The sequence below is a fragment of the Nocardia sp. CY41 genome (assembly GCF_009829325.1).
In the GTDB taxonomy this organism is placed as follows: Bacteria; Actinomycetota; Actinomycetes; order Mycobacteriales; family Mycobacteriaceae; genus Nocardia.
On the sequence record NZ_VUOS01000034.1, the window covers coordinates 50813 to 73064 of the forward strand.

General features: G+C 66.9%; 20 protein-coding genes. 8 read left to right on the forward strand and 12 right to left on the reverse strand.

All coding sequences use genetic code 11. The features are described from left to right. Window positions 1-135: 135 nt before the first annotated feature. The 6 genes from GVY64_RS31830 to GVY64_RS31855 all read right to left on the reverse strand — a co-directional run bounded on the left by GVY64_RS31830 (window position 136) and on the right by GVY64_RS31855 (window position 8214). Entirely contained in the window at window positions 136-885 is a 750-nt protein-coding gene (locus GVY64_RS31830; protein WP_159849569.1) for a sirohydrochlorin chelatase, read from the reverse strand. After that, window positions 882-2123 (reverse strand): uroporphyrinogen-III synthase, encoded by a 1242-nt coding sequence (locus tag GVY64_RS31835; RefSeq protein WP_159849571.1) that lies wholly within the window; start codon window positions 2121-2123, stop codon window positions 882-884. The genes GVY64_RS31830 and GVY64_RS31835 overlap by 4 nt, the downstream gene beginning before the upstream one ends. 6 nt (window positions 2124-2129) lie before the next feature. Continuing rightward, window positions 2130-2531 (reverse strand): nitrite reductase small subunit NirD, encoded by a 402-nt coding sequence (nirD, locus tag GVY64_RS31840; RefSeq protein ID WP_159849573.1) that lies wholly within the window; start codon window positions 2529-2531, stop codon window positions 2130-2132. 64 nt (window positions 2532-2595) lie between these two features. Further along, window positions 2596-5121, reverse strand: coding sequence for a nitrite reductase large subunit NirB (nirB, locus tag GVY64_RS31845; RefSeq protein ID WP_159849575.1), 2526 nt, complete (start codon window positions 5119-5121; stop codon window positions 2596-2598). Window positions 5122-5150: 29 nt separating this feature from the next. Continuing rightward, window positions 5151-6647 (reverse strand): nitrate/nitrite transporter, encoded by a 1497-nt coding sequence (locus GVY64_RS31850; protein WP_236567415.1) that lies wholly within the window; start codon window positions 6645-6647, stop codon window positions 5151-5153. A gap of 310 nt (window positions 6648-6957) precedes the next feature. Then, window positions 6958-8214 (reverse strand): MFS transporter, encoded by a 1257-nt coding sequence (locus tag GVY64_RS31855; RefSeq protein WP_442939658.1) that lies wholly within the window; start codon window positions 8212-8214, stop codon window positions 6958-6960. A gap of 65 nt (window positions 8215-8279) precedes the next feature. Here GVY64_RS31855 and GVY64_RS31860 point away from each other — a divergent pair, with 65 nt between their 5' ends. From GVY64_RS31860 to GVY64_RS31870, 3 genes are all read left to right on the forward strand, one after another. Then, window positions 8280-8951, forward strand: coding sequence for a FadR/GntR family transcriptional regulator (locus GVY64_RS31860; RefSeq protein WP_159849579.1), 672 nt, complete (start codon window positions 8280-8282; stop codon window positions 8949-8951). Between the two features lie 191 nt (window positions 8952-9142). Next, the gene (locus tag GVY64_RS31865; RefSeq protein ID WP_159849581.1) at window positions 9143-10624 is read left to right on the forward strand and encodes an MFS transporter; all 1482 of its coding nucleotides are present in this window, start codon (window positions 9143-9145) and stop codon (window positions 10622-10624) included. 239 nt (window positions 10625-10863) lie between these two features. After that, a complete protein-coding gene (locus GVY64_RS31870) occupies window positions 10864-11220 on the forward strand; it encodes a YybH family protein (protein WP_159849583.1) in 357 nt (118 codons plus the stop codon). Between the two features lie 116 nt (window positions 11221-11336). On the opposite strand, the gene GVY64_RS31875 is transcribed toward GVY64_RS31870, so the two are convergent. The 4 genes from GVY64_RS31875 to GVY64_RS31890 are packed head-to-tail and all read right to left on the reverse strand — an operon-like array spanning window position 11337 to window position 14370. Next, complete coding sequence (locus GVY64_RS31875; RefSeq protein WP_159849585.1) at window positions 11337-12110, reverse strand: ESX secretion-associated protein EspG; 774 nt, start codon at window positions 12108-12110, stop codon at window positions 11337-11339. Window positions 12111-12121: 11 nt separating this feature from the next. Beyond that, window positions 12122-13441: a hypothetical protein gene (locus GVY64_RS31880; RefSeq protein ID WP_159849587.1), complete on the reverse strand. Its 1320-nt coding sequence runs from the start codon at window positions 13439-13441 to the stop codon at window positions 12122-12124. Then, on the reverse strand, window positions 13441-13824 hold the full coding sequence (locus tag GVY64_RS31885) for a hypothetical protein (RefSeq protein ID WP_159849589.1): 384 nt from the start codon (window positions 13822-13824) through the stop codon (window positions 13441-13443). The genes GVY64_RS31880 and GVY64_RS31885 overlap by 1 nt, the downstream gene beginning before the upstream one ends. 15 nt (window positions 13825-13839) lie before the next feature. After that, entirely contained in the window at window positions 13840-14370 is a 531-nt protein-coding gene (locus GVY64_RS31890; RefSeq protein ID WP_159849591.1) for a DUF3558 domain-containing protein, read from the reverse strand. Between the two features lie 252 nt (window positions 14371-14622). Between GVY64_RS31890 and GVY64_RS31895 the strand changes: the two genes are divergently transcribed. Further along, window positions 14623-15042, forward strand: a complete 420-nt coding sequence (locus tag GVY64_RS31895; RefSeq protein ID WP_159849593.1) for a hypothetical protein — start codon at window positions 14623-14625, stop codon at window positions 15040-15042. Window positions 15043-15149: 107 nt separating this feature from the next. On the opposite strand, the gene GVY64_RS31900 is transcribed toward GVY64_RS31895, so the two are convergent. Then, entirely contained in the window at window positions 15150-15365 is a 216-nt protein-coding gene (locus GVY64_RS31900) for a DUF397 domain-containing protein (protein WP_159849595.1), read from the reverse strand. Continuing rightward, the gene (locus GVY64_RS31905) at window positions 15365-16603 is read right to left on the reverse strand and encodes a helix-turn-helix domain-containing protein (RefSeq protein WP_159849597.1); all 1239 of its coding nucleotides are present in this window, start codon (window positions 16601-16603) and stop codon (window positions 15365-15367) included. Before GVY64_RS31905 ends, GVY64_RS31900 begins: the two co-directional genes overlap by 1 nt. Before the next feature lie 245 nt (window positions 16604-16848). Between GVY64_RS31905 and GVY64_RS31910 the strand changes: the two genes are divergently transcribed. From GVY64_RS31910 to rpoB, 4 genes are all read left to right on the forward strand, one after another. Further along, window positions 16849-17178: a hypothetical protein gene (locus tag GVY64_RS31910; RefSeq protein ID WP_159849599.1), complete on the forward strand. Its 330-nt coding sequence runs from the start codon at window positions 16849-16851 to the stop codon at window positions 17176-17178. 125 nt (window positions 17179-17303) lie between these two features. Next, the gene (locus GVY64_RS31915) at window positions 17304-17858 is read left to right on the forward strand and encodes a hypothetical protein (protein WP_159849601.1); all 555 of its coding nucleotides are present in this window, start codon (window positions 17304-17306) and stop codon (window positions 17856-17858) included. A gap of 286 nt (window positions 17859-18144) precedes the next feature. Then, window positions 18145-19344: a Cmx/CmrA family chloramphenicol efflux MFS transporter gene (locus GVY64_RS31920; protein ID WP_159849603.1), complete on the forward strand. Its 1200-nt coding sequence runs from the start codon at window positions 18145-18147 to the stop codon at window positions 19342-19344. Between the two features lie 329 nt (window positions 19345-19673). Then, the coding region (rpoB, locus tag GVY64_RS31925) for a DNA-directed RNA polymerase subunit beta (protein WP_159849608.1) at window positions 19674-22252 on the forward strand (2579 nt) is incomplete at its 3' end.

Here is a 22252-nt window from a genome sequence, read left to right on the forward strand (position 1 = left end):
GTCCGTGCGTGCTCCGAACGCGTGACTTACCCCAGATCGCTCAACCACCCCAGACCCGCACCGATCGCCTGCGGCCCGCCGCACTCGGTAATCGAGCAGGCTCGACCGGCTGGGCCGGAAACCCGATCGCGGGGCTCAGCGCGCCCGCGCTCGCACCAGCTCCCCCGCCGCGACCCGGTAGCGGTCGGCGATCAACCGGACCACCGCCGGGTGCACGCCGATGGGCTCGGCGACGCCGTCCGCGCCCGACTCGTGCAGGCGCTGCTGGAACAAGCCGTGCGCGAGCAGATAGGAGGCCACGAAGACTCGGCTCGCGCCGCTCGCGCGCAAGTCCGCGACGACATCCGGGACGCGCGGCGCACCGGTGGCGACGTAGCCGATGCGGACTCCTGCGCCGAGGCGCTCGGCCAGCAGTGCGGCCGCGCGCCGGATATCCTGGCGGGCCCGGGCGTCCGAGGAGCCCGCCGCGGCGAAGACCACCGCGTCGCCCGGAGACCAGCCCGCGGCGCGCAGACGCATCGCCATGATCCGCGCCAGCGCCGGATCCGGCCCCATCGCGGGTGTGACCGTCACGGCGGGATGGTCGCTCTCGGCGACCTCACTCGGCACGTCCTGATAGACGTGATAACCAGAGGCAAGGAACGCCGGAACAACGACGGCGGGAACGGATTCCCCGGCCGGAGTCACCAGATCACGCAGAACTTCCGACGGCGAAGGACCGAGCACGTCCACGAATGCCGTACGCACCCGAGGCGTCTCGGTGCCGGGCCCCGAAATCCCGGCACCGAGTTCCTTCGTCACGGCCTCGGCTAGCGCCGCGATCATCTGCACGCCCTTGGTGCTGCGGGTCCCGTGGGCCACCAGCACCAGAGCGGGCGCGTTCACCAGCTCCCCGCAGCCTGGATGTACCGAGGTGCCCGGGTCGGGATTCCGACGCCGGGCACCTGCGGTCCTCCTGTCGCGGTGGGCCGTGGATTGTTGTCGGTACATTCCGCCGGGTCCAGCGCGAGCCGGTAGCCGCGTTTGACCACCGTCTGAATCGCTTTCGGCGTGCCGAGTCCGGCGCGCAGGCGCGCGATGGCGGTCTCCACCGCGTGCGTGTCGTCCCCGCCGCCGGGCAGCGCGGCGAGCAGGTCCTCGCGCGAGACGACGCGGCCGGGCTGGCGGGCCAGCGAGCGCATCAGGGCCATCGGCGCGGGCGCCAGCTGACGCACCTGACCGTCGACCACCACGCAGGCGCCGCGCACGCTGATGATGTGGCCCGCGGCGTGGATCCGGTTGGCCCGCCTGGGCAGTTCCTCGGCGACGTGGCGGGCCAGCGCGCCGAGCCGGGCCCGGCCCGGCATCGAGGTGGGCACCCCGAGTTCTTCCAGCGGCGCGGCCGTGATCGGGCCGACGCAAGCGGGCAGCACCCGGCCGCGCAGCGCGTACAGCAGCCCTTCCAGTAGTCCGGTTTCCTTGGCGCGCATCAACATCGACGCCACGGCGGGCGCGCTGGTGAAGGTGACGCAGTCGATCCCGGAGGTGACGACGGCCTCGATGAGATGATCCATCGGCCCCTGGTCGTCCGGCGGCACCCAGCGGTACACCGGCACCGGCACGACATCCGCGCCCGCACAACGCAATACCTCGCAGAAGTCGGGCACCGGCTCCCACTCGGTGGTGGCCCCGTGCAGCTGCACGGCGATCCGGACGCCCTCCACGCCCTCGGCGAGCAGGTGATCGAGCACTTCGGCGGAGGACTCGGAGGCGGGAGACCATTCCTCGCGCAGTTCCGCGGCGCGGATGGCGCCCTTGGCCTTCGGGCCGCGGGCGAGCATGCGGGTGGTGCCCAGCGTCGCGCGCAGGTCCTCGGCCAGGCCCCAGCCCTCGGCCGCCTCCATCCATCCGCGGAAGCCGATCCCCGTGGTGGCCACGGTGATCTGCGGTGGATCGGCGACCAGCTGCCGGGTCACCCGCTCCAGCTCGTTGTCATCGGCCAGCGGGATGATCCGGATGGCCGGCGCCGAAACGATGGTCGCGCCACGGCGTTCCAGCAGGGTGGCGAATTCCTCCGCCCGCCGGGCCGCCGTGATGCCCACCGTGAATCCGGCCAGGCTCGCGCCCGCGTCAACTGTTGTCATTGGCGTTCATCCATCCGAGGACGCGAGCGCGGAGGTCACCGGCTCGTTGGAAATCGAAACGATGCCGTCGTCCACGCGCACCGCGTACACCGGCAGCATCGCCGATTCGTCGTCCAGACAACGCCCGTCGACCAGGGAGAAGGCCTGCTTCAGCAGCGGGGAGGCCACGACCGGCACCCCGCCGCGATCGCCGACGATCCCGCGCGACATGACTGCCGCCCGGCCGATCGGATCGATATTGCCGACGGCATACAGCATGCCGTTCTCCAGCAGGAACAGGGCGGCTTGGCGGCCGCCTTTCAGCAACACCGCAACGCCGCGGCCGGGGATCAGGTAGTCGAGACGGCAAGCCTGCGTCCACCCCGTGGTGGTTGCTGCGGCGATGCCGGGGGTATCGATCACGGTCATCGGTGTCATCCTCCAAACGCCTTACTCATTGGTACCGACGTTCTGTTTCCAAGGGGTTAAGCGGTCATTTCCCCTGCGTGGCGACCGGGACTTCCGGCAGTCCGAGCAGGACGGGAACCTTCCGCTCCCCGGTTTCGTCGAAGGAAATCGTCGGATCGGCTTCCTCCGGGGCGTTGACGAACGACACGAAGCGAGAGAGCTTCTCTTCGTCCTCCAGCACCGCGGCCCATTCGTCGCGGTAGCCGGCGACGTGCTGGGCCATCGCCGACTCCAGGTCCTCGGCGATGCCGAGGCTGTCCTCGCAGATCACCTGCTTGAGGTAATCCATGCCGCCTTCCAGCGCCTCCTGCCACGGAGCGGTGCGCTGCAGACGGTCGGCGGTGCGGATGTAGAACATCAGGTACCGGTCGATGTACTTGATCAGCGTCTCGTCGTCGAGTTCACCGGCCAGCAGCACGGCGTGCTTCGGGGTGAGACCGCCGTTGCCGCCGACATAGAGGTTCCAGCCGTTCTCGGTGGCGATCACGCCGACGTCCTTGCCGCGCGCCTCGGCGCATTCGCGGGCGCAGCCGGACACCGCCAGCTTCAGCTTGTGCGGCGAGCGCAGACCGCGGTAGCGCTTCTCCAGCAGCACGGCCATGCCGACCGAGTCCTGCTGCCCGTAGCGGCACCAGGTGGAGCCGACGCAGCTCTTCACGGTGCGCAGCGACTTGCCGTACGCGTGACCGGATTCCATGCCCGCGTCGACCAGGCGCTTCCAGATCAACGGCAACTGCTCGACGCGCGCCCCGAACAGGTCGATGCGCTGGCCGCCGGTGACCTTCACGTACAGGTCGAATTCCTTGGCCACCTCACCGATGGTGATGAGCTGCTCGGCGGTCACCTCGCCGCCGGGCATCCGGGGCACCACCGAGTAGGTGCCGTTCTTCTGCAGGTTGGCCAGGAAGTGGTCGTTGGTGTCCTGCAGCGCGGCCTGCTCGCCGTCGAGGATGTGGTCGCTCGAGGTGGAGGCGAGGATGGACGCCACGGTCGGCTTGCAGATGTCGCAGCCCGCGCCCTTGCCGTACTTGGCGAGCAGCCCGGAGAAGGTGCGGATGCCGGTGACCTGGACGATCTGGAACAGCTCGGCGCGCGACTGCTCGAAGTGCTCGCACAGCGCCTTGGACATCTCCACGCCGGACTGCTCGAGCAGCTTCTTGAGCATCGGAACGCAACCGCCGCACGAGGTTCCGGCGCTGGTGCAGCTCTTGATCGCCGGGACGTCGCAGGCGCCGTCGGCGATCGCGCCGCAGATCGCGCCCTTCGACACGTTGTTGCAGGAGCAGATCTGCGCGTCGTCCGGCAGCGAGTCGGCGCCCAGTTCCGCGCCCGCGGGCGAGATCAGCGCGGCCGGTTCGGCGGGCAGCGGGCGGCCGACCAGCGGGCGCAGCGCCGAGTAGGCGGTGGCGTCGCCGACCAGGATGCCGCCGAGCAGCGTCTTGGCGTCATCGGAGACGACGAGCTTGGCGTAGGTGCCCTTGGCGGCGTCGTGCAGCACGACCGACAGCGCGCCCTCGGTGACGCCGTGCGCGTCACCGAAGCTGGCCACGTCGACGCCGAGCAGCTTGAGCTTGGTCGACATGTCCGCGCCCGGGAACTCGCCCGCACCGCCCAGGAGGCGGTCGGCGACGATCTCGGCGGTGCTGTAGCCCGGAGCGACGAGGCCGTAGCACACGCCTTCCACGGCGGCGCATTCGCCGATGGCCCAGATGTTCGGGTCGGAGGTCTGCAGGCCGAGATCGGTGATGATGCCGCCGCGGGGGCCGACCTCGAGCCCCGCGTCGCGGGCGATCTGGTCGCGCGGGCGGACACCGGCGGAGAACACGACCAACCCGGCATCGATCACGGTCTCGTCGGAGAGCGTGACCTTCACGCCCTGGCCCGCGGCCTCGATCGCGGAGGTGCCCACACCAGTGTGCACGTGCAGGCCGAGGTCGGTGACCAGGCGTTCCAGGATCGCGCCGCCGCCCTCGTCGACCTGGGCGGGCATCAGCCGGGTGTTGTACTCGACCACGTGCGGGGTCAGCCCGAGCAGGCGCAGCGCGTTCGCGGCCTCCAGGCCGAGCAGACCGCCGCCGACCACCACGCCCACCGCGCCGGGGCCGGCGGCTTCGGCGGCCGCGCGGATGCCGTCGAGGTCGTCGATGGTGCGGTAGACGAAGCACTCCGGCCGGTCGTGGCCGGGCACCGGCGGCACGAACGGGTAGGAGCCGGTGGCCAGCACCAGCGCGTCGTAGGCGAGGATGTCGCCGGAGGAGGTGGTCACCTTCCGCGCCGCCCGGTCGATGGACTCGGCGCTCTGGCCCAACCGCAGCTCCACCAGGTCGTCACCGACGTACTCGTTGCCGGGCAGCGCGAGCGCGCTCGCGTCCCACGCGCCGACGTAGGACGAGAGGCCGACGCGGTCGTAGGCGGGCAGCTGCTCCTCGCTGAGGATGATCACCTGCCACCGGCCTTCGGTGTCGCGCGAGCGCAGCGCCTCGACGAACCGGTGCCCGACCATTCCGTGGCCGACGACCACCGCGGTCTTGCGAACGACTGTGGGGTTCATCTGGGGGTCCTCCTGGACTGGGTCGGGTGTCAGGCGCGGGCCGAGCCGGCGGACGGGGACTGGGACTGACCGGCCTCGGCTTCGAGGACGAAGGTCTCGGCTTCGGTCACGACATCGGAGTCGGCGGACAGGCCCCGCAGGCCGGGACGGCGCAGGAACACCGCCCAGACCACCAAGGCGCAGAGCACGTAGAAGGCCATGAAGACCCAGAACGCGGTGGTGGCCGACTTGGTGGACGCGTAGGAGGAGCGCAGCACCAAGTTGATGCCCACACCGCCGAGGGCGCCGATCGCGCCGACGAAACCGATCAGCGCGCCGGAGGTGTTCTGCGACCAGGCCGACCGTTCGGCGGGCGTGGCGTCCAGGCTCCTCGACTTCGCCTCGAACACCGACGGGATGATCTTGGTGACCGACCCGTTGCCGATGCCGGAGAGCACGAACAGGGCGATGAAGCCGATGACCAGAGCGGTCATCACGCCGCCGCCGGCCACGCCGTTGTTGTTATCTGCCATCGTGCTCGCCACGGTGACCAGCAAGGCCGCCGCCATCATCGCGATGAACGTCAAAAGCGTCACTTTGCCGCCGCCGATGCGGTCGGCCCACTTGCCGCCGTAGGGCCGGGCCAGCGAGCCGAGCAGCGGCCCGATGAACGCGATCTGCGCGGCGTGCAGCGTGGCCTGCGCGACGGTGTCGCCACCCGCGCGGAAGCTGATCTGCAGGATCTGGCCGAAGGCGAAGCTGTAGCCGATGAACGAGCCGAAGGTGCCGATGTAGAGGAACGCGATCGCCCAGGACTGCGGCACCTTCAGCGCCGTGAGCATGTAGGACAGGTCGGCTTTCTGGTTGGGCAGGTTGTCCATGAACAGCGCGGCGCCGAGCCCGGCGATCGCGATGAGCACCAGGTAGACCGCGCAGATCAGCGAGGCGTAGCCGTTACCGAGGGTCGCGATGACCAGCAGGCCGATCAGCTGGATCACCGGAACGCCGATGTTGCCGCCGCCCGCGTTCAGGCCGAGCGCCCAGCCCTTGAGCCGCTGCGGGTAGAACGCGTTGATGTTGGTCATCGAGGAGGCGAAGTTGCCGCCGCCGAAGCCCGCGAACGCCGCGACCACGAGGAACGTCGTGTACGAGGTGCCGGGCTGGTTGACGAAGTACAGCGTGAGCAGCGTCGGGATGAGCAGCATCACCGCGCTGAAGACCGTCCAGTTGCGTCCGCCGAAGCGCGCGGTCGCCACGGTGTAGGGAATCCGCAGGAACGCGCCCACCAGGGTCGGCATGGCGACCAGGAAGAACTTGCCCGCCGGGTCGATGCCGAATTTGTCGGTCGGCATGAACAGCACCATCACCGACCAGATCGACCAGACGGAGAAGCCGACGTGCTCGGCGAAGACCGACCAGATCAGGTTGCGCCGGGCGATGTCCTTGCCGCCGGCTTCCCAGGCGGCGACGTCCTCGGCATCCCAGTGCTCGATCTGCTGCCTGCGGATCTTCGTCCGTCCCAGCGCTTCCAGACGGTTACGCGTCAGCGTGCTCAACGGGGCCTCCCAATGTCGGTTGGCTCCACGGTAGGAAAGGGGTATTGCCGAAATGCTGCGCGAAATGACCGTCAAATCAACGGTTGCTCACGATTACCCGCGACCCGGGGTGAGTTTCGCGGCAATGTTTCAGGCGTGTGACACAACGGTTTCCGCGCGTCACAAATGGGCCGATATCGAATTCGACGCGCGGTGAGGTGTGACGCGCGCTACTTTCGCGAAAATCGTTGCGCCCATCCTTACTCCGTTCGCACAGCCGCGCAACCGGAGTTGTGAGTTTCGACCGCCGACAGCGCCGGACTCAATTCCAGGTGTCTTCGAGCAGGCGCGGCTTGCACGCCTGCCAGGCGCCCACGAGCAGGACCAGCACGGCCACGGCGAGCATCGCGAACGGGGCGAGCCAGCCACCCGTCGCCGTGTGCAGCACGCCGAACAGCAGCGGACCGACGCAGGCCACCGCGTAGCCGACACCCTGGGTGAAGCCCGACAGCGCGGCCGACCCGGCAGGGGTGCGGGTGCGCAAGTTGATCAGCGTCAGCGCCATCGGGAAGGTGCTCGGGCCGAGACCGAGCACGACGACCCACAGGATCGGCGCGGCCATCGGCGCGAGGAGCAGCCCGGTGAACGCGATGAAGAACAGCACGGCGCAGCCCACCACGACGGGGAACGGATTGCGGAACCGGGCGACCACGGTCGGCGCGGTGAGCGCGGCGACCAAGCCGACCACGGCGAACAGACCGACCATGGCTCCGCCGTACGCTGCGCTCGCGCCGGCCTCACTCAGGATCTTCGGCAACCACGTGAACATGGCGTAGGTGGTGAGCGAGGTCATGCCGAACATGCCCGCCATCCCCCACGCGATCGGTGAGCGCCACACGCGCCCGGAATGCGGCTCCTGCTGCGGCACCGCCGTCGTATCCGCACCGTCGCGTCCGCGCCTGCCGCGCAGCACCGCCAGCCACGGCACCGCCGCGGCGAAGCCGAGCAGGCCCCACACTCCCAGCGAGACGCGCCAGCCGTACGCGTCGGCGACCGGGACCGCGGTGAGGGCGGGCACGACGGTGCCGAGCTGCACCATGACGATGTACAGCGAGCTGATCGCGGCGAGGCGATCCGGGAAGTAGCGCTTCACCAGCGGCGGGATGACCACGTTGCCGATGCCCATGCCCGCGAGGGCGAGCGCGGAGAAGACGAGCAGTTCGGCGGTGCCCGACATCAGCACGCGCAGCGCCATGCCCGCACCCGCCATCAGCATGGCGGTCAGCGCGGTGCGCTCGAGTCCGAGCCGGACCGCCAAGACCGGAGTGAGCAGTCCGGACAGCGCGAACATGGCGGTGGGGATCATGCCGAAGACGCCGACAACGGCGGCGCCGTAGCCGATTTCGGCGCCGATCCGCTCGGCCAGCGGACTGAACGCGGTGACGGCGACCCGCAGGGTGAGCGCCGACATCACGATGGCGGTGAGGACCAGCAGGCGACCCTCGGTCAGCGCACGTCGACGGCGCTCAACCAGGACGGATTCCTGGCGAGCCTCGGTTCCGGGAAGGGTCGCAGTCACCGAGAAATCATAGGATGACCGGATGAAGACCGGCAACGATTTGTGATGGGCGGTACTCTGTCGGGGTGCAACCCGTCCGGCGCACCAGCCTCATCGCCCAGGTCACCGAACAGCTGCGTGCCGAGATCCGTTCCGGCCGTTGGCCGATCGGCGCCCGCATCCCGACCGAGCCGGAGCTCACCGAACTCACCGGCACCGGCCGCAACACGGTGCGCGAGGCCGTCCAGGCGCTCGTGCACGCCGGCATGCTGGAGCGCCGCCAGGGGTCCGGAACCTATGTGATCGCGGCCTCCGACCTCGGCGGCACCCTGGGCAAATACTTCGCCGACGCCGAGGAGCGCGACGTCCTGGAGCTGCGCCTCGCGCTGGACGTCACCGCCGCGGGCCTGGCCGCGCGCCGCCGCGACGACGCCGACATCGCGAATCTGCTGCGCCTGCTGGCCGAACGCGACAAGAAGTGGGACGACGACAACACCGCCGCGATCGAGGCGGACGTCCAGTTGCACCGGGCCATCGTCGTCGCCAGTCACAACGCGGTGTACCTCGAGTTCTACGATTCGCTGCTGCCCATCATCGAACAGGTCATCCGCGCCCGCACCGCCAAGTCCGACGACTCCTATACCGAGGAGCACGCCGCGTTGGTACACGCCGTGATCGACGGCGATCCGGAACGCGCCGCCTCGGCGACGCGCTGCTTCCTGAATTCTCTCATCGCGGAATATCCCGACGCCCGCTGAATCGCGCCAGGTAACCGAGTGGTCACCATGCGGGCGCGCGCGATGTGAGTCGGATTTGCCGGGAACGTCATCGCGGGCCACGGGGACGCAACAAGCGACTCATACCTTTGTCTCGACCGTAGCTAGCACTCGACAGCCGCCGGCGGCGCCGCCGCGATGAGGGCCGGTCGAGCCGAATCGAGAGGAAGCCGATGACCGCCGTAGCAGCCACCGGCCAGCAGTCGCAGACAACGACTTTCGAATATCAAAGACGTGGACGCTGGCTCGACCACTGGGATCCGGACAACGCGAAATTCTGGGAATCCGGTGGCGCGAAGACCGCGCGCAAGAATCTGATGTTCTCCGTGTTCGCCGAGAACCTCGGCTTCAGCGTCTGGGTCATCTGGGGCACCGTCGTGACCAGCATGGGCGCCGCCGGATTCGACTTCCTCGCCGGTCTCGGCAAGGGCAATCCCACCGCCGTGAGCAACGCGCTGCTGCTGACCTCGACCCCCACCCTCGTCGGCGCCGCTCTGCGCATCCCGTACACCTTCGCCATCCCCCGCTTCGGTGGGCGAGCGTTCACCGTGTTCAGTGCCGCCATGCTGCTGATCCCCACGCTCGGTCTGGCCTACTTCGTCAACCAACCGGGCACGCCGATGTGGGTGTTCCTGGTGCTGGCGGCGCTCGCGGGCGTCGGCGGCGGCAACTTCTCCTCCTCGATGGCCAACATCAACTTCTTCTTCCCCGAGGGCAAGAAGGGCGCCGCGCTGGGCATCAACGCCGCGGGCGGCAACCTCGGCGTCGCCCAGACCCAGCTGGTGCTGCCGCTGCTGATCACCCTCGGCACGCACATCATGGCCAAGGACCCGGGCGGTTACCGCTTCGGCATCACGCTGTCGGTGCTGGTGTGGGTGCCGTTCATCCTGGCCGCGGCGTTCGGCGCGCTGCGCTACATGGACAGCATCAGCACCGCCAAGTCGGACGGCAAGTCCTACCGGCTCGCGCTCACCAACCGGCACACCTGGGTGATGGCGGTCCTCTACATCGGCACCTTCGGCTCGTTCATCGGCTTCTCCTTCGCCTTCCCGACGCTGATCAAGGCCAACTTCCCGGATCTGGCCAAGATCGGCTGGATCACCACGCTCGGTAACCTCGCCTTCCTCGGCGCGCTGGTCGGGTCGTTCAGCCGGCCGTTCGGCGGGTGGGTGTCCGACAAGGTCGGCGGCGCGAAGATCACCCTGTACGTGTTCGGCGGCATGGCGATCGCGGTCGGGCTGATCATGGCCGGGCTGGAACTGAAGAGCTTCCCGCTCTACCTCGTCGCGTTCCTGCTGCTGTTCGTGCTCACCGGCATCGGCAACGGCTCGACCTACCGGATGATCCCGACCATCTTCAGCGCGGAGTCCAAGAAGTACGCCGCCGAGCACGGCCTCGACGCGGCCGAAGCCGCCGCGTCGGCCAAACGCCAGGCGGGCGCCGCGATCGGCGTCATCGGCGCGGTCGGCGCCTCCGGCGGCTGGCTGTTGCAGCAGGCGCTGCGGCTGTCCAACACCCACCTGCACAGCATGGCTCCCGCGTTCTGGGGCTACGCCGCGGCGTTCCTGGTCATGGCCGGCGTCACCTGGTGGTTCTACCTGCGGTCCTCCTTCGCCATCCAGCGCGCCCCCTCGCTGGCCTACGCGAACGTCTGACCGCCGCAACCTGTCCCGCGGTCCGGACCCCGCGGGACACGGGCGCGACAACCGCCGTCCCCCTCCGGCGGAACCGCCCTGCCGAACGTCCGCCCATCGCCCGCTCTCGGGTCCAGCAATGGGTTCCGGCCTGCACCGGGACGATGGGCGGACGTTCGGTTTCGTGCGTTCTACGAATCGATGCGGCAACGGCACCCGGGTCTGGGGAAGCAGGCGAGTGCGGCTGGGACAGTCCGGGCATGGATTTTCGCGCACATGCAGATGTGTGGCCGGCGGCGTGGAACGCGCATGACCTCGACGCCATCATGGCGTGCTACTCGGACGAGGTCGACTTCGTGGCTTCGACCGTCGCGCGCCGGTGGGATCGTTCCGATGGGCGGCTACACGGCAAGGCCGAGCTGCGCAAGCATTTCGAGCTCGGGCTGTCTCTGGCGCCGAACCTCGCCTTCACCGAGGAGGCGCTGTTGATCCGGCCGGGCGGGTACGCGTTGCTCTACCGCCGCGAGAACGGAAATCGTGTTCTGGATGTCGTCGAACTCGACGAGGACGGGCACGCCGGTCGCGTGCAAGCCTTCTATGAACACGAGCAGCGGTAGACCCGCGACCAGCTCCGTCGCATGCTCACCAGCCTGCACCCGCGGCTCGGGCGGGGCGAACCCCACGACGACGCCGGGTAACGCGGCGGCGAGCGCCCACACCGCGTCCTCCGATGTCAGTACGGCAGGTGTACTCCCTCGCGCACTTCCTTGACGGTCTTGGCGATTATCTGTTGCAAGGTGCCTGCGATGCGTTCGGCGGTGGTCGGCTTGATCGTGAGCAGGTCGGTGCCGAAGGTGACGTAGCGGCCGTCGTTCTCGACGTCATTGAGCTGAAAGTCCTTGCGACCCTCGATATGTCGATTGTCCACGCTTCCCATCGCGTAGACGCCGACATGACCGATCAACGTCATCGCGCGCATGAAGAACCGCTCGAACTCCTCCCGCGGCGTCGGCCGCCAGGCGTCGCGAACCGGCGGGCGTGGCCGCGTGAGTTCGTCCGCGGAAGCCTGCAATTGTTTTCCCGTCCCCGGGCCGCATGCCGGGAACACGTCGACCACAGCCCGCGCGACCTCACCGGCGGACAGCAACGTCAACACCACGTCACCGCCGTGCTCCGGGTCCGGTCCCGGTTCCTGCACCGCGACCGCGCCGTGCTGGGAGTGCACTCCCGCATGCGCCCGCAGCCTGCGGTCCCTGCGCTTGCCGGCGAATCCGGCCACTTCCACCCGAGCCTCCGGCGCCAGCAACACTTCCACCGCACGCAACAGGTTGTCATCGATGCGCGAGTGCAGCGACTGCGCCGCGGCCTGCCGCAACCGCAGGCTCTCCGACCGGAACTCCGTCGTGTACTGGTGCTGCAAGGGGTAGGGCAGCACGTCCCGGCCTGTGGACTCCCACAACGTCCGGAATTCGAGCGCGGTGAACCGCCAGCTCTGCACCTGAGGCACGGGCGACGTCCTTACCGCTGGCTGTCACCGATGACCGGCGGCACCGTCCGGGGCAGATCGTCGAGCCCTGTGAGCTCATTGCCGTGTTCCTGGGTGATCAGGTAGTCCGGGATCCCCTTGGTGGATTCCTCATCCGACTTGCCGCCGCGCGCACCGGGAGCCATCCCACCCATGCCGCTCATGCCGGCGCGGCCGGGCGACGTGCCGCTCCGCGCGGCAGCCGGAACGGCGGTGGTGTTGTTCGGTGCGCCTTTGGAGGGAACCGAAACACCCGGCGCGTTCGGAGCCGTGGGACTCCCGGGACTCCCCGGACTGCCCGGCGTGCTCAGGTGCGGGCTGCCGGGACTGTTCGGCGATGTACTCGGCGTGGGCGTCGTCGCAGCAGGTGTCGTCGCGGTAGGCGTGGTGGAAGCCGGTGTGGTCGACTCCTCCGTAGTGGACGCCGGGTCGGTAGTCGGCTCCGGTGTTTCGGAGGTGTTGTCCGAAGGCTCGGTGCTCGACGGCGTCGTCGGATCGTCGGTGGAATTCGTCTCGGAGGGATGCGAACCGGGCGACGATGTCCCCGAGGGGTTTCTGCTGCCAGTGCTCGTACCCCGCGGAGCGGTACCGCTCGGGTTCGTAGCCGACGCCGGACGAGGAATCACCGGGACGTTCGTGTCGGACTCCATGACGACTGGGGCATAGACGGTGCTCAACACCCGTACCGCCTCGGCCTTCGCGTTATGCTGCGCCACATCGTCATTACGCCAAGCACGCCCTGCGAAAAGACCTATCGCGTTCTCGAACCCACTGCGATGATCCGGAGCGTGCGGGACCAGTTCTTTGGTCGGCTCCAGCCCGGTTTGCAATTCGGCCAGCTTGGTACTGGTCAGGCGCGCCGCGTTCGATACCTGTGCCCCCTGAGCGGCGTAGTCACTGACAGCGCTGGCCGCCGCATTACGCGCTTCACCGCGCCACACCCCTTCATCGGTGGCACGGGCCATCGCATCGGTGAAGGTTCTCAGCGACTCCTGGTGCCGATCCGCGATGGTGTTCCACGCTTCTACCAGGCCATTGACGGTCGCGAGATCGATTTGGTCGACCTTACTGCGCAGCGTGGCGACGTCGTAGCGTTCGAACTCGTCCACATCGAGAACTTCCCTCGGCCGGAATTCGCCTTGGAAGCTGAGGCCGGCAGCCCGCGAGCGTACGTCGTCCCGCTGCTGATTGTATTTGTCCTGCACAGTGAAGGGATCGGCATCCGGCTGGATGTCGAAGACCCAATTGGAAACGTTGCGGAGCACCGCGGCTCCCACGTCTTTGACCGCTGGGTTACTGAACGGGTTGACCATCAGCGCACCTGCTCGGTGGTGTTGGCGAACTGCGTCGCGTTCTCGATGTCCTGCCCAGTGATGCGCTTGAACGAGATCGCCATGACCTCGCGCATGTTCTTCACGGTCTCGATGTGCTCGAGCACGACCTTGTCTACCGAATTATCGTCTCCGGTGGCCTGTTTCGAAAACTTCCTCACCAGGTCGTCGGCCATCTTGAAGTCACCGAACCCAGCGACGTTTTGTGCATCCTGTGTGAGAACCGCCAGATCTTGAAGTTCCTTCAGGCGCTGGTCACACGCTTTTGCACACGCGAATGCGACCTCTTGGTTGTCAAGGTAGAGTTCCCCCGATCGAGCCGCCCCTGCAAGTCGACTCCACATTCCCGCGCTGTCCTCGCTCATAAATCCCCTCCCAGATCATCTCGGTAGAACCGGCACAATCGACTCGCCAACTCGATATAGGGTCGTGCACGGATCCTCATGGTGGTCGAGACCGGCCAGATTGGATACCCGCAATTGGATGACGCCTTGAGGCGCGGAGAAGAGGACGTCACAAAGGAGTCCCTTCGACGCCCCTTCGACCCTGAACTGCCGACCATCTCGACCAGCTACCGTGATGTCCTGGAATTCGACATTGCCGGGCTTCTTCTCGAACTCGGCCACCGTCCTCCCGGTCGAAAACACGGTCATCGAGTAGCGGCTGCCTTTCCATCGGCAGATTTCCCAGCCTGATTGGTCGACTCCCGCAATACCCTTCTCCTCGGTGGCCGGATCAACCCCAGCCTTCCGCAACGCCTCATCGGGAACCCCCGTGCACGGGTTGAACAAAGCCTGGGCAGCAGTCGTACTGGAACCCGCCGTGGGCGTACCGCTGCTGGTGTCCCCGCACCCGACGACTCCGGCCGCCAGCACACCGATGAGCAGTACCAACGTGATTCGACGACTCATCCCCACCCTCTCGACCCGCGACGACTCAGGTGCGCCAACACTAGCAGACAGTCAGTCGGTGGCCGCCTGTCTGCGCTGGGCGACGAACGTGCCAGATGGCCGGGCCGAGGGCTGACTCAGCGGTCGGATTGGCTCTCGGCGTGGGGATGTCAGGGGGTTTGAGCACGCCTCTAGGGTGGCAGTGCAGTAACGAGTTCGGTGAGAGCTGGGACATACGACTGGGTTGGACTGATTTTCCGAGGAGTTGGAACGATGAAGTTGGGCAAGATCTTGGCCGGGTTTGCGCTTGCTGCTGCGGCGGTCTCTGTTGTTCCCGCCGTCGCCTCCGCTGACGATCCGGAGTTTCCGCGCAACGGTGTTATCCCGCCGGGGACCTATCACATCGGGCGGGGGCCTTCCAATGTGATCGGGTCGCCTCTGGAGAACTGCGACCTGCAAGTGTTTGTGGACGGCAAGACAGTGGTGCTGGTCTGCGGTGGTTCCAGCCGGGGTGGGCAGCAGACGCCGGTCGGGCCGGACGAGACGTATGTGTCGTTCGATTTCGTTCCGTTCGGGCTCGACCTGCATGACATCGACCCCCGGCAAGGGCTCTGGTCGGGAACGGTGAACATCGCCGGGACCCCGATCATCGCTCCGTACCCACTGGCGGCAGTTTGGCTCAGCCGCCGTTGATCCGGACGCGTCGGCAACGCCGACATCCGGCGTGAGCCTGTCAGAAGTCGAGAGAACGACGGCCCGGACGACGGCGGCGCAGCCGAAGCCCGGGCCGTTCGTCGATGTCACAGATCAGAACGCGAATCGAACGCACCAGCCGTAATGCAGGCGGTGAAAGAGCTCCATTGACCCGGCGTGAAGATCAACGCCGGACCGGCCGGGTTCTTCGAATCACGGACACCGACGTGATTGGACCCGAGCCACGCGATTTCGACGCACTGATCGGCCTCGCCGCTGTGGACAGACTTGAACCACTTCGCTCCGGATAGGTCGATGATCATTATTCATTTCTCCTTGCCATATTCCTGAGCAAGTCTCTCGATCGTTGCTCTTCCAGTGCAGCGCCCTTGACGGCTTCGTGAATCACCCGGAAGCGGTTCACATCGCCCTCCTCCTCGAAAATCATTGTCCCTATGGCACCTTCGGTGTAGACAACGGACGGCTCGTTATCTGGGAAGTCGATGATGATGTACGGCGGTACCGCCAACCCTCCGGGGAATCCGGCGGTGAAGGGAACGACTCGGATCGAGATGTTCTCTCGCGTCCCCATGTCGGCAAGGTGACGGTATTGCGAAGACATGATCCGCGTAGATCCGACAACAGTACGCAGAGCTGACTCATGTACCAGGAACTCGGCCTGCATCGGTTTGTGCTTGCGGGTGAGTATCGCTGATCGCCGTATTCTCCGTTCCACGCGCCAGTCGGTCTCTTCGGAGGTGCCCGTCGACGCAGATGGTCGCACATTGCGGGCATAGTCGGGAGTCTGCAATAGTCCCGGTATGATGAGCGTCTGGAAAAAATGCAATCCTGTTGCCGCGGCCTCCAATTGAATATACGTATTGAACCCTGGCCGCACCAGATCCCGGAAGTCCTCCCACCACGGCTTCACCCGCGCTTGCTCGGCAAGCGATTTCAGGTACCCGGTCCGTTCCTCCGATAGCCCGTAGTACTGGCAGATGAACTCGATGTCGCGAACCTTGACCTTCTCGTTCTGCCCCAACTCCAGCCGTCCGAGTGACGATCGGCTGATCTCCAGGACTTCGGCTACCTGCTCGAGGGTGTAGCCGTTGGCCTGGCGCGCGTCGCGCAGTGCGCGGCCCAACTGGCGACGCGGCAGCGTCGTCCGGCTGATGTCCGACTTGCTACCGACCATTTCCGCTGTGTCCTCCCCTGCTCTCCCACGGTGTGGCATGTTTTTTCCCACGGCGAGAATCGATGTGCGCCCAACTCGGGAATCGCTCAGCGTGTATGCGCCGTTTGCCGCGCGCCTGCCGTTTCGAGCCTCCCGTCGTGAACACGCCCGCAGCATATGCACATGGCCGAACACCATGGAACAGAAAGCGATTCCGTCACCGATTCCCGCGCGTCGGAGCCGACTACGCGCGATTTCCGGCCGCCGAGGCACGGCGCTGGACCCCACCGGCACGGCGGTCGTGAAACACCGGACGCCCTGTTCGCCCTGCCTGACAGCTGCTGTCACGCGGACGTGCAGCTGGCGCACGAGCAGATGCGGGCTCATCTGACCTGCCGAATCGAGCGGTGTGCGTGGAAGGCGGCGGCATACCGCACGCTCGTGTTCGCGGGACGGCTGACACCTCAGGCGGTGAGCCACCGTGAACGCGCCGCCGCACGTGGCGTGCGGTTCCCGTCACTCGGCGAAGGTCATAGCGCCGACCACCTCCACGACGTGCCCACGATTCAGGCTGTGCTGGAACGGTTGTCGGCGTTGGCGACGCCACCGGAATCCGCGCGAGGGTGACCCGATTGCATCGCACCACCGCGGGAACCGCGCAGGCCGGATGGCGGATAGTGGGGACCCGCATCGAAATCCTGTTCCTGCGTGACGACGCCGATCCGACCCCTGCCTATCGGCTGCGCAACAACGGCGACACGGTGCCGATTCCGCTGGGCCAGAGCGGGTTCGTCGCGTTCGATGAGCGCGCACTTCCGGACCTGGCACAGGTTCGCGAATGGTTCCCGCGCCACTTCCGGCTGTGGGACGCGGTACGCGCCCAGTTCTGGGCGGTTCTGCTGTCCGCGAGCAGGGCGCGAACACCGGATCCGTCCCCAACCCGGCCCGGCGATTTCGCCTGACCGATTCCATCACCCGTGCGAGTACCGAGAGGGACATGTCCAAGCGACGAAACCGTCCGCGCCCCGAGTGGCGGAAGCCCACGAATTCCACCATCCGATACCCACCCCGCGCCACGATCGATTCGATGCTCACGACAATGATGACCGAGCGCCGCGCAGGCGCCGCCGACACCGACACTGTGCACTTCTGGGGATTCGCCCACACCGAGAGCCGCGCCGCACACGACGCGGCCCACGTCCCGATAGTCCTCGATCCCGACGCCGAACGCTCCCCCATCCTGGATTCCGCCGAATGGCTGATCCGGAGATTCACCCGCCGTCTGTGGGGCTTCGGCCTCGCCTACCTGACGGTCGGCGAGATGTTCACCGGAGCCGACGGCGTTCCCCCGGACGCGATCCAGGCCGCGAAAACAGGCCGACTGAGCGAGCGCGCCACCTCCGACCCTGTCTGCGCCGCAACGATCTTCGATGCCCGCGGACGCGCCTACACCTCGTTGACCTACATCCACCTGCCCGAACTCGGACCGACGCCCACCTGGGTGACCGACACCCGCGAGTCCACCGATACCTGGGTCGCTCTCTTCGACCAGCGCGCCGTCGCGGCACACGTCTGGGCGGCAGCCATAACTCTGGATCCCGACGCGAACCACACCGCCATATCTCGCCTGCGGTCGCACTGAATACCGGAATTCTCGGCAGGATGAATAATGCGTTGGCCCGGCCGAGGTGCGTTGTTATGGTGTGGGCGTGAATTCTCCCGAGGCGTCCAGACGATAGCCGCCCGGCATATGTGCTGGGCGGCGTTGCGGGTCCAGAACTGCCGGTCGTAGTGCGATCGGCAGATTTGTCGCGACGCCGGACGATGTCGGTTTCTCCGCGGTCGGGCGACGGTTCGCCCGGATTCCGCGACCATCCCGGGCGCCGCGCCGAGTCTGCGCGGCGTCCTGTATCCGGGGAGTTCTCCTAATGCCCATTGTCGTGTTCGTGCTGGCTGTCGCGGTGTTCGCGCAGGGCACGTCCGAATTCATGGTGTCCGGGTTGCTGGAGCGGATCGCCGTCGACGTCGGCGTCTCGCTCGGTACCGCCGGTCTGCTGACCTCGCTGTTCGCGGCGGGCATGGTGCTCGGGGCGCCTGCGATGGCGATGGCGGCGGGCCGATGGCCGGTCCGGCATTCGCTGGCGGCGTTCTTGGCGCTGTTCTGTGTGACCCATGTCGCCGGTGCGATGACCAGCGATTTCGCGGTACTGCTGGCGACCCGGGTCGTCGCGGCGGTCACCAACGCCGGATTCCTCGCTCTCGCGCTGGCGGTCCTGCCGCGCTTGGTCGACCCTGCCGTCGTCGGGCGCGCCACGTCGGTGGTGGTATCCGGGGTGACGGTGGCCTGCATCGCCGGTGTACCGGCCGGGACGCTGCTGGGACAGGTCTGGGACTGGCGGGCCGCGTTCTGGGCCGTCGCCGTCATCAGCGGTGCGGCGGTGATCCCGATGTGGACGATGACGCCCCGCGCCGTGGAAGCCGGTGATCGGCCGGCCACGCAGGAGTCCTCCCTGCGGAAGGAGTGGGCGGTCCTCGGCGGACGTCCGGTTCGCACGGCGGTCCTGGTCGCGGTCCTGGTCAACGCGGCGACCTTTGCGGGGTTCACGTTCCTCGGCTCGATCACCGCCGGCCTCGGCGAGGTGGGTGGCCGTTGGGTTCCGGTCGTGCTGGTCTTGTTCGGCCTCGGCTCGTTCGCCGGTGTGACGTTCACCGGCCGCTCGAGCGACCGCCATCGTGAACGGATCATCGAGCTGGGTACGAGCGGTCTCGTCCTCGTGTGGCTGCTGGCCGCGCTCACCGCGCACACGCTGCCAGGGGTGGCGATCATGGCGGCGATATCCGGGGCGGTCGCGTTCGGCGTGGGCTCCACACTGATCTCCACGATCGTGCAGACCGCCGCGCCCGCCGCACCACGGCTCGCGGGCGCGCTGGCCACCACCGCATTCAATATCGGCGCTGTTGCCGGCCCCGCGGTCGCCGCTCTGGCCGTCGACCACACGGGTGACCCCGCGAAGGCGTTGTGGTGCGGCACGGCCTTCACGATGGCTGCGGTGATTGTCGTCCGCGTATCCATCCGGCCGGTCCCCTCGGCGACAGCGGCAGCCACGACCGGAGAACCGATCGAGTGAATGTGGCGAATTACCGCCAATAGACTTGACGGAGCCCATATCGAGATGTCACTATAAACATGGGAAGACACAAGAAATCATGTGTCTATTTTTTGATGTTCCTCGACATCGGTCTCATTGGGGTGTAATTTAAGGGCTTCGCGCCGGGTCGCGTGCTGTCCAACTCTCGAAATACGAATCGACCATGGAAAGTGGCACTGTCTGCGTGCCACCTTCTACCCGTTGTTGTCGAGGCATGTTCGGGCACAGTCCAGCACGGTGCGTGATGAATACCGCCCACAGGACAAGCAGATATCGTGCCGACCACGCGAACGCGTGGGCGGTACGAGGTGCTGGAAGGACGCATCTTGACAGTCTCGACTCAGGCCGATGTCGATGCCGCAATGCCTGCCGACGCCGGTTTCTCCCGGGCGTCGAAGCGGCTCTCGTTCGCGAAAATCCGGGAGCCACTGGAAGTTCCGGGTCTACTGGAGATCCAGCTCGATTCGTTCGAATGGTTGATCGGTGCGCCTGCCCGGCGCGAGCGGGCGGCGGCGCACGGCGAGAGCGCGGGCGGACTGGCGGAAGTGCTCGCGGAGATCAGCCCCATCGAGGATTTCGCCGGGACGATGTCGCTGACGCTCTCCGAGCCGCGCTTCGAAGAGGTCAAGGCCTCGATCGATGAGTGCAAAGACAAGGACATGACGTATGCGGCTCCGCTGTTCGTGACGGCGGAGTTCATCAACAACAACACCGGTGAGATCAAGAGCCAGACGGTCTTCATGGGTGATTTCCCGATGATGACCGACAAGGGCACGTTCATCATCAACGGCACCGAGCGGGTCGTGGTGTCGCAGCTGGTGCGTTCGCCGGGTGTGTACTTCGACCACAGTGTGGACAAGGGCACGGAGAAGGATCTGCACAGTGTGCGGGTCATCCCGTCGCGTGGCGCGTGGCTGGAGTTCGACGTGGACAAGCGCGACACCGTGGGTGTGCGCATCGACCGCAAACGCCGCCAGCCGGTCACCGTGCTGCTCAAAGCACTCGGCTGGACGAACGAGCGCATCGTCGAGCGCTTCGGCTTCTCCGAGGTGATGATGACGTCCTTGGCGAAAGACGGCACGTCGGGCACCGATGAAGCCCTGCTCGACATCCATCGCAAGCTGCGTCCGGGTGAGCCGCCGACCAAGGAGTCGGCGCAGACCCTGCTGGAGAACCTGTTCTTCAAGGAGAAGCGCTACGACCTGGCGCGGGTCGGCCGATACAAGATGAACAAGAAACTCGGCCTGCAGGCCGGCGAAGCGGCCGGCTCACCGGTGCTCACCGAGGAAGACCTCGTCGCGATCATCGAGTATCTGCTACGCCTGCATGCGGGCGACAAGACCATGACCGCGCCCGGCGGCGTCGAGGTCCGGGTCGAGGTCGACGACATCGATCATTTCGGTAATCGCAGGCTGCGCACCGTCGGTGAGTTGATCCAGTCCCAGATGCGGCTGGGGCTGTCGCGGATGGAGCGCGTGGTCCGCGAGCGGATGACCACGCAGGACGTCGAGGCGATCACGCCGCAGACGCTGATGAACATCCGCCCGGTCGTCGCCGCGATCAAGGAGTTCTTCGGCACCTCCCAGTTGTCGGTGTTCCTGGACGAGCGCAATCCGCTCGCGAGCCTCACCCAGAAACGCCGCCTGTCCGCGCTCGGGCCGGGCGGTCTGTCCCGTGAGCGCGCCGGTCTGGAAGTCCGCGACGTGCACTACAGCCATTACGGCCGGATGTGCCCGATCGAGACGCCGGAAGGCCCGAACATCGGCCTCATCGGGTATCTCTCGGTGTACGCGCGGGTCAATCCGTTCGGTTTCATCGAGACCCCGTACCGGAAAGTGGTCGACGGCCGGGTCACCGACGAAGTCGACTACCTGACCGCCGATCAGGAAGACCTGCATGTCGTGGCGCAGGCGAACGAGCCGCTCGACGCCGACGGCCGCTTCCTAGCACAGCGAGTCGCGGTGCGGCGCCGGAATTCCGAGGTGGAGATCATCGACTCCGCCGAGGTCGACTTCATGGACGTCTCGCCGCGCCAGATGGTGTCGGTCGCGACGGCGATGATCCCGTTCCTCGAGCACGACGACGCCAACCGCGCCCTGATGGGCGCCAACATGCAGAAGCAGGCGGTTCCGCTGATCCGTTCCGAAGCGCCGATCGTCGGCACCGGCATGGAGCTGCGCGCCGCGATCGATGCGGGCGACGTGGTGGTCAGCGAGAAGGCCGGTGTGGTGGAGGAGGTCTCCGCCGACTACGTCACCGTCATGCATGACGACGGCACCCGCAAGTCCTACCGGATGCGCAAATTCGCGCGGTCCAACCAGGGCACCTGCGCCAACCAGCGTCCGATCGTGGACGAAGGCCAGCGGATCGAGACCGGGCAAGTCATCGCCGATGGCCCCGGAACTCAGAACGGTGAGATGGCGCTGGGTAAGAACCTTCTGGTGGCGATCATGCCGTGGGAGGGTCACAACTACGAGGACGCGATCATCCTGTCGCAGCGGTTGGTGGAGGAGGACGTTCTCACCTCGATTCATATCGAGGAGCACGAGATCGATGCTCGTGACACCAAGCTGGGCGCCGAGGAGATCACCCGCGATATCCCGAATGTCTCCGATGAAGTGCTCGCCGATCTGGACGAGCGTGGCATCGTGCGCATCGGTGCGGAGGTGCGCGACGGTGACATCCTGGTGGGCAAGGTGACCCCGAAGGGTGAGACCGAGCTGACTCCGGAGGAGCGGTTGTTGCGGGCGATCTTCGGGGAGAAGGCGCGGGAGGTGCGCGATACCTCGTTGAAGGTGCCCCACGGTGAGTCCGGCAAGGTGATCGGGATCCGGGTGTTCTCTCGTGAGGACGACGACGATCTGCCGCCGGGTGTCAACGAGCTGGT

What these genes read in the sequence shown, in the direction of transcription:
- nirD (WP_159849573.1), bottom strand. Translation starts at nt 2,531, where the DNA reads ATGACCGTGATCGATACCCCCGGCATCGCCGCAGCAACCACCACGGGG.
- GVY64_RS31835 (WP_159849571.1), bottom strand. Translation starts at nt 2,123, where the DNA reads ATGACAACAGTTGACGCGGGCGCGAGCCTGGCCGGATTCACGGTGGGC.
- GVY64_RS31920 (WP_159849603.1), top strand. Translation starts at nt 18,145, where the DNA reads ATGCCCATTGTCGTGTTCGTGCTGGCTGTCGCGGTGTTCGCGCAGGGC.
- GVY64_RS31900 (WP_159849595.1), bottom strand. Translation starts at nt 15,365, where the DNA reads ATGATCATCGACCTATCCGGAGCGAAGTGGTTCAAGTCTGTCCACAGC.
- GVY64_RS31870 (WP_159849583.1), top strand. Translation starts at nt 10,864, where the DNA reads ATGGATTTTCGCGCACATGCAGATGTGTGGCCGGCGGCGTGGAACGCG.
- GVY64_RS31880 (WP_159849587.1), bottom strand. Translation starts at nt 13,441, where the DNA reads ATGGTCAACCCGTTCAGTAACCCAGCGGTCAAAGACGTGGGAGCCGCG.
- GVY64_RS31915 (WP_159849601.1), top strand. Translation starts at nt 17,304, where the DNA reads ATGCTCACGACAATGATGACCGAGCGCCGCGCAGGCGCCGCCGACACC.
- GVY64_RS31905 (WP_159849597.1), bottom strand. Translation starts at nt 16,603, where the DNA reads ATGAGCCCGCATCTGCTCGTGCGCCAGCTGCACGTCCGCGTGACAGCA.
- GVY64_RS31865 (WP_159849581.1), top strand. Translation starts at nt 9,143, where the DNA reads ATGACCGCCGTAGCAGCCACCGGCCAGCAGTCGCAGACAACGACTTTC.
- GVY64_RS31885 (WP_159849589.1), bottom strand. Translation starts at nt 13,824, where the DNA reads ATGAGCGAGGACAGCGCGGGAATGTGGAGTCGACTTGCAGGGGCGGCT.
- nirB (WP_159849575.1), bottom strand. Translation starts at nt 5,121, where the DNA reads ATGAACCCCACAGTCGTTCGCAAGACCGCGGTGGTCGTCGGCCACGGA.
- GVY64_RS31890 (WP_159849591.1), bottom strand. Translation starts at nt 14,370, where the DNA reads ATGAGTCGTCGAATCACGTTGGTACTGCTCATCGGTGTGCTGGCGGCC.
- GVY64_RS31895 (WP_159849593.1), top strand. Translation starts at nt 14,623, where the DNA reads ATGAAGTTGGGCAAGATCTTGGCCGGGTTTGCGCTTGCTGCTGCGGCG.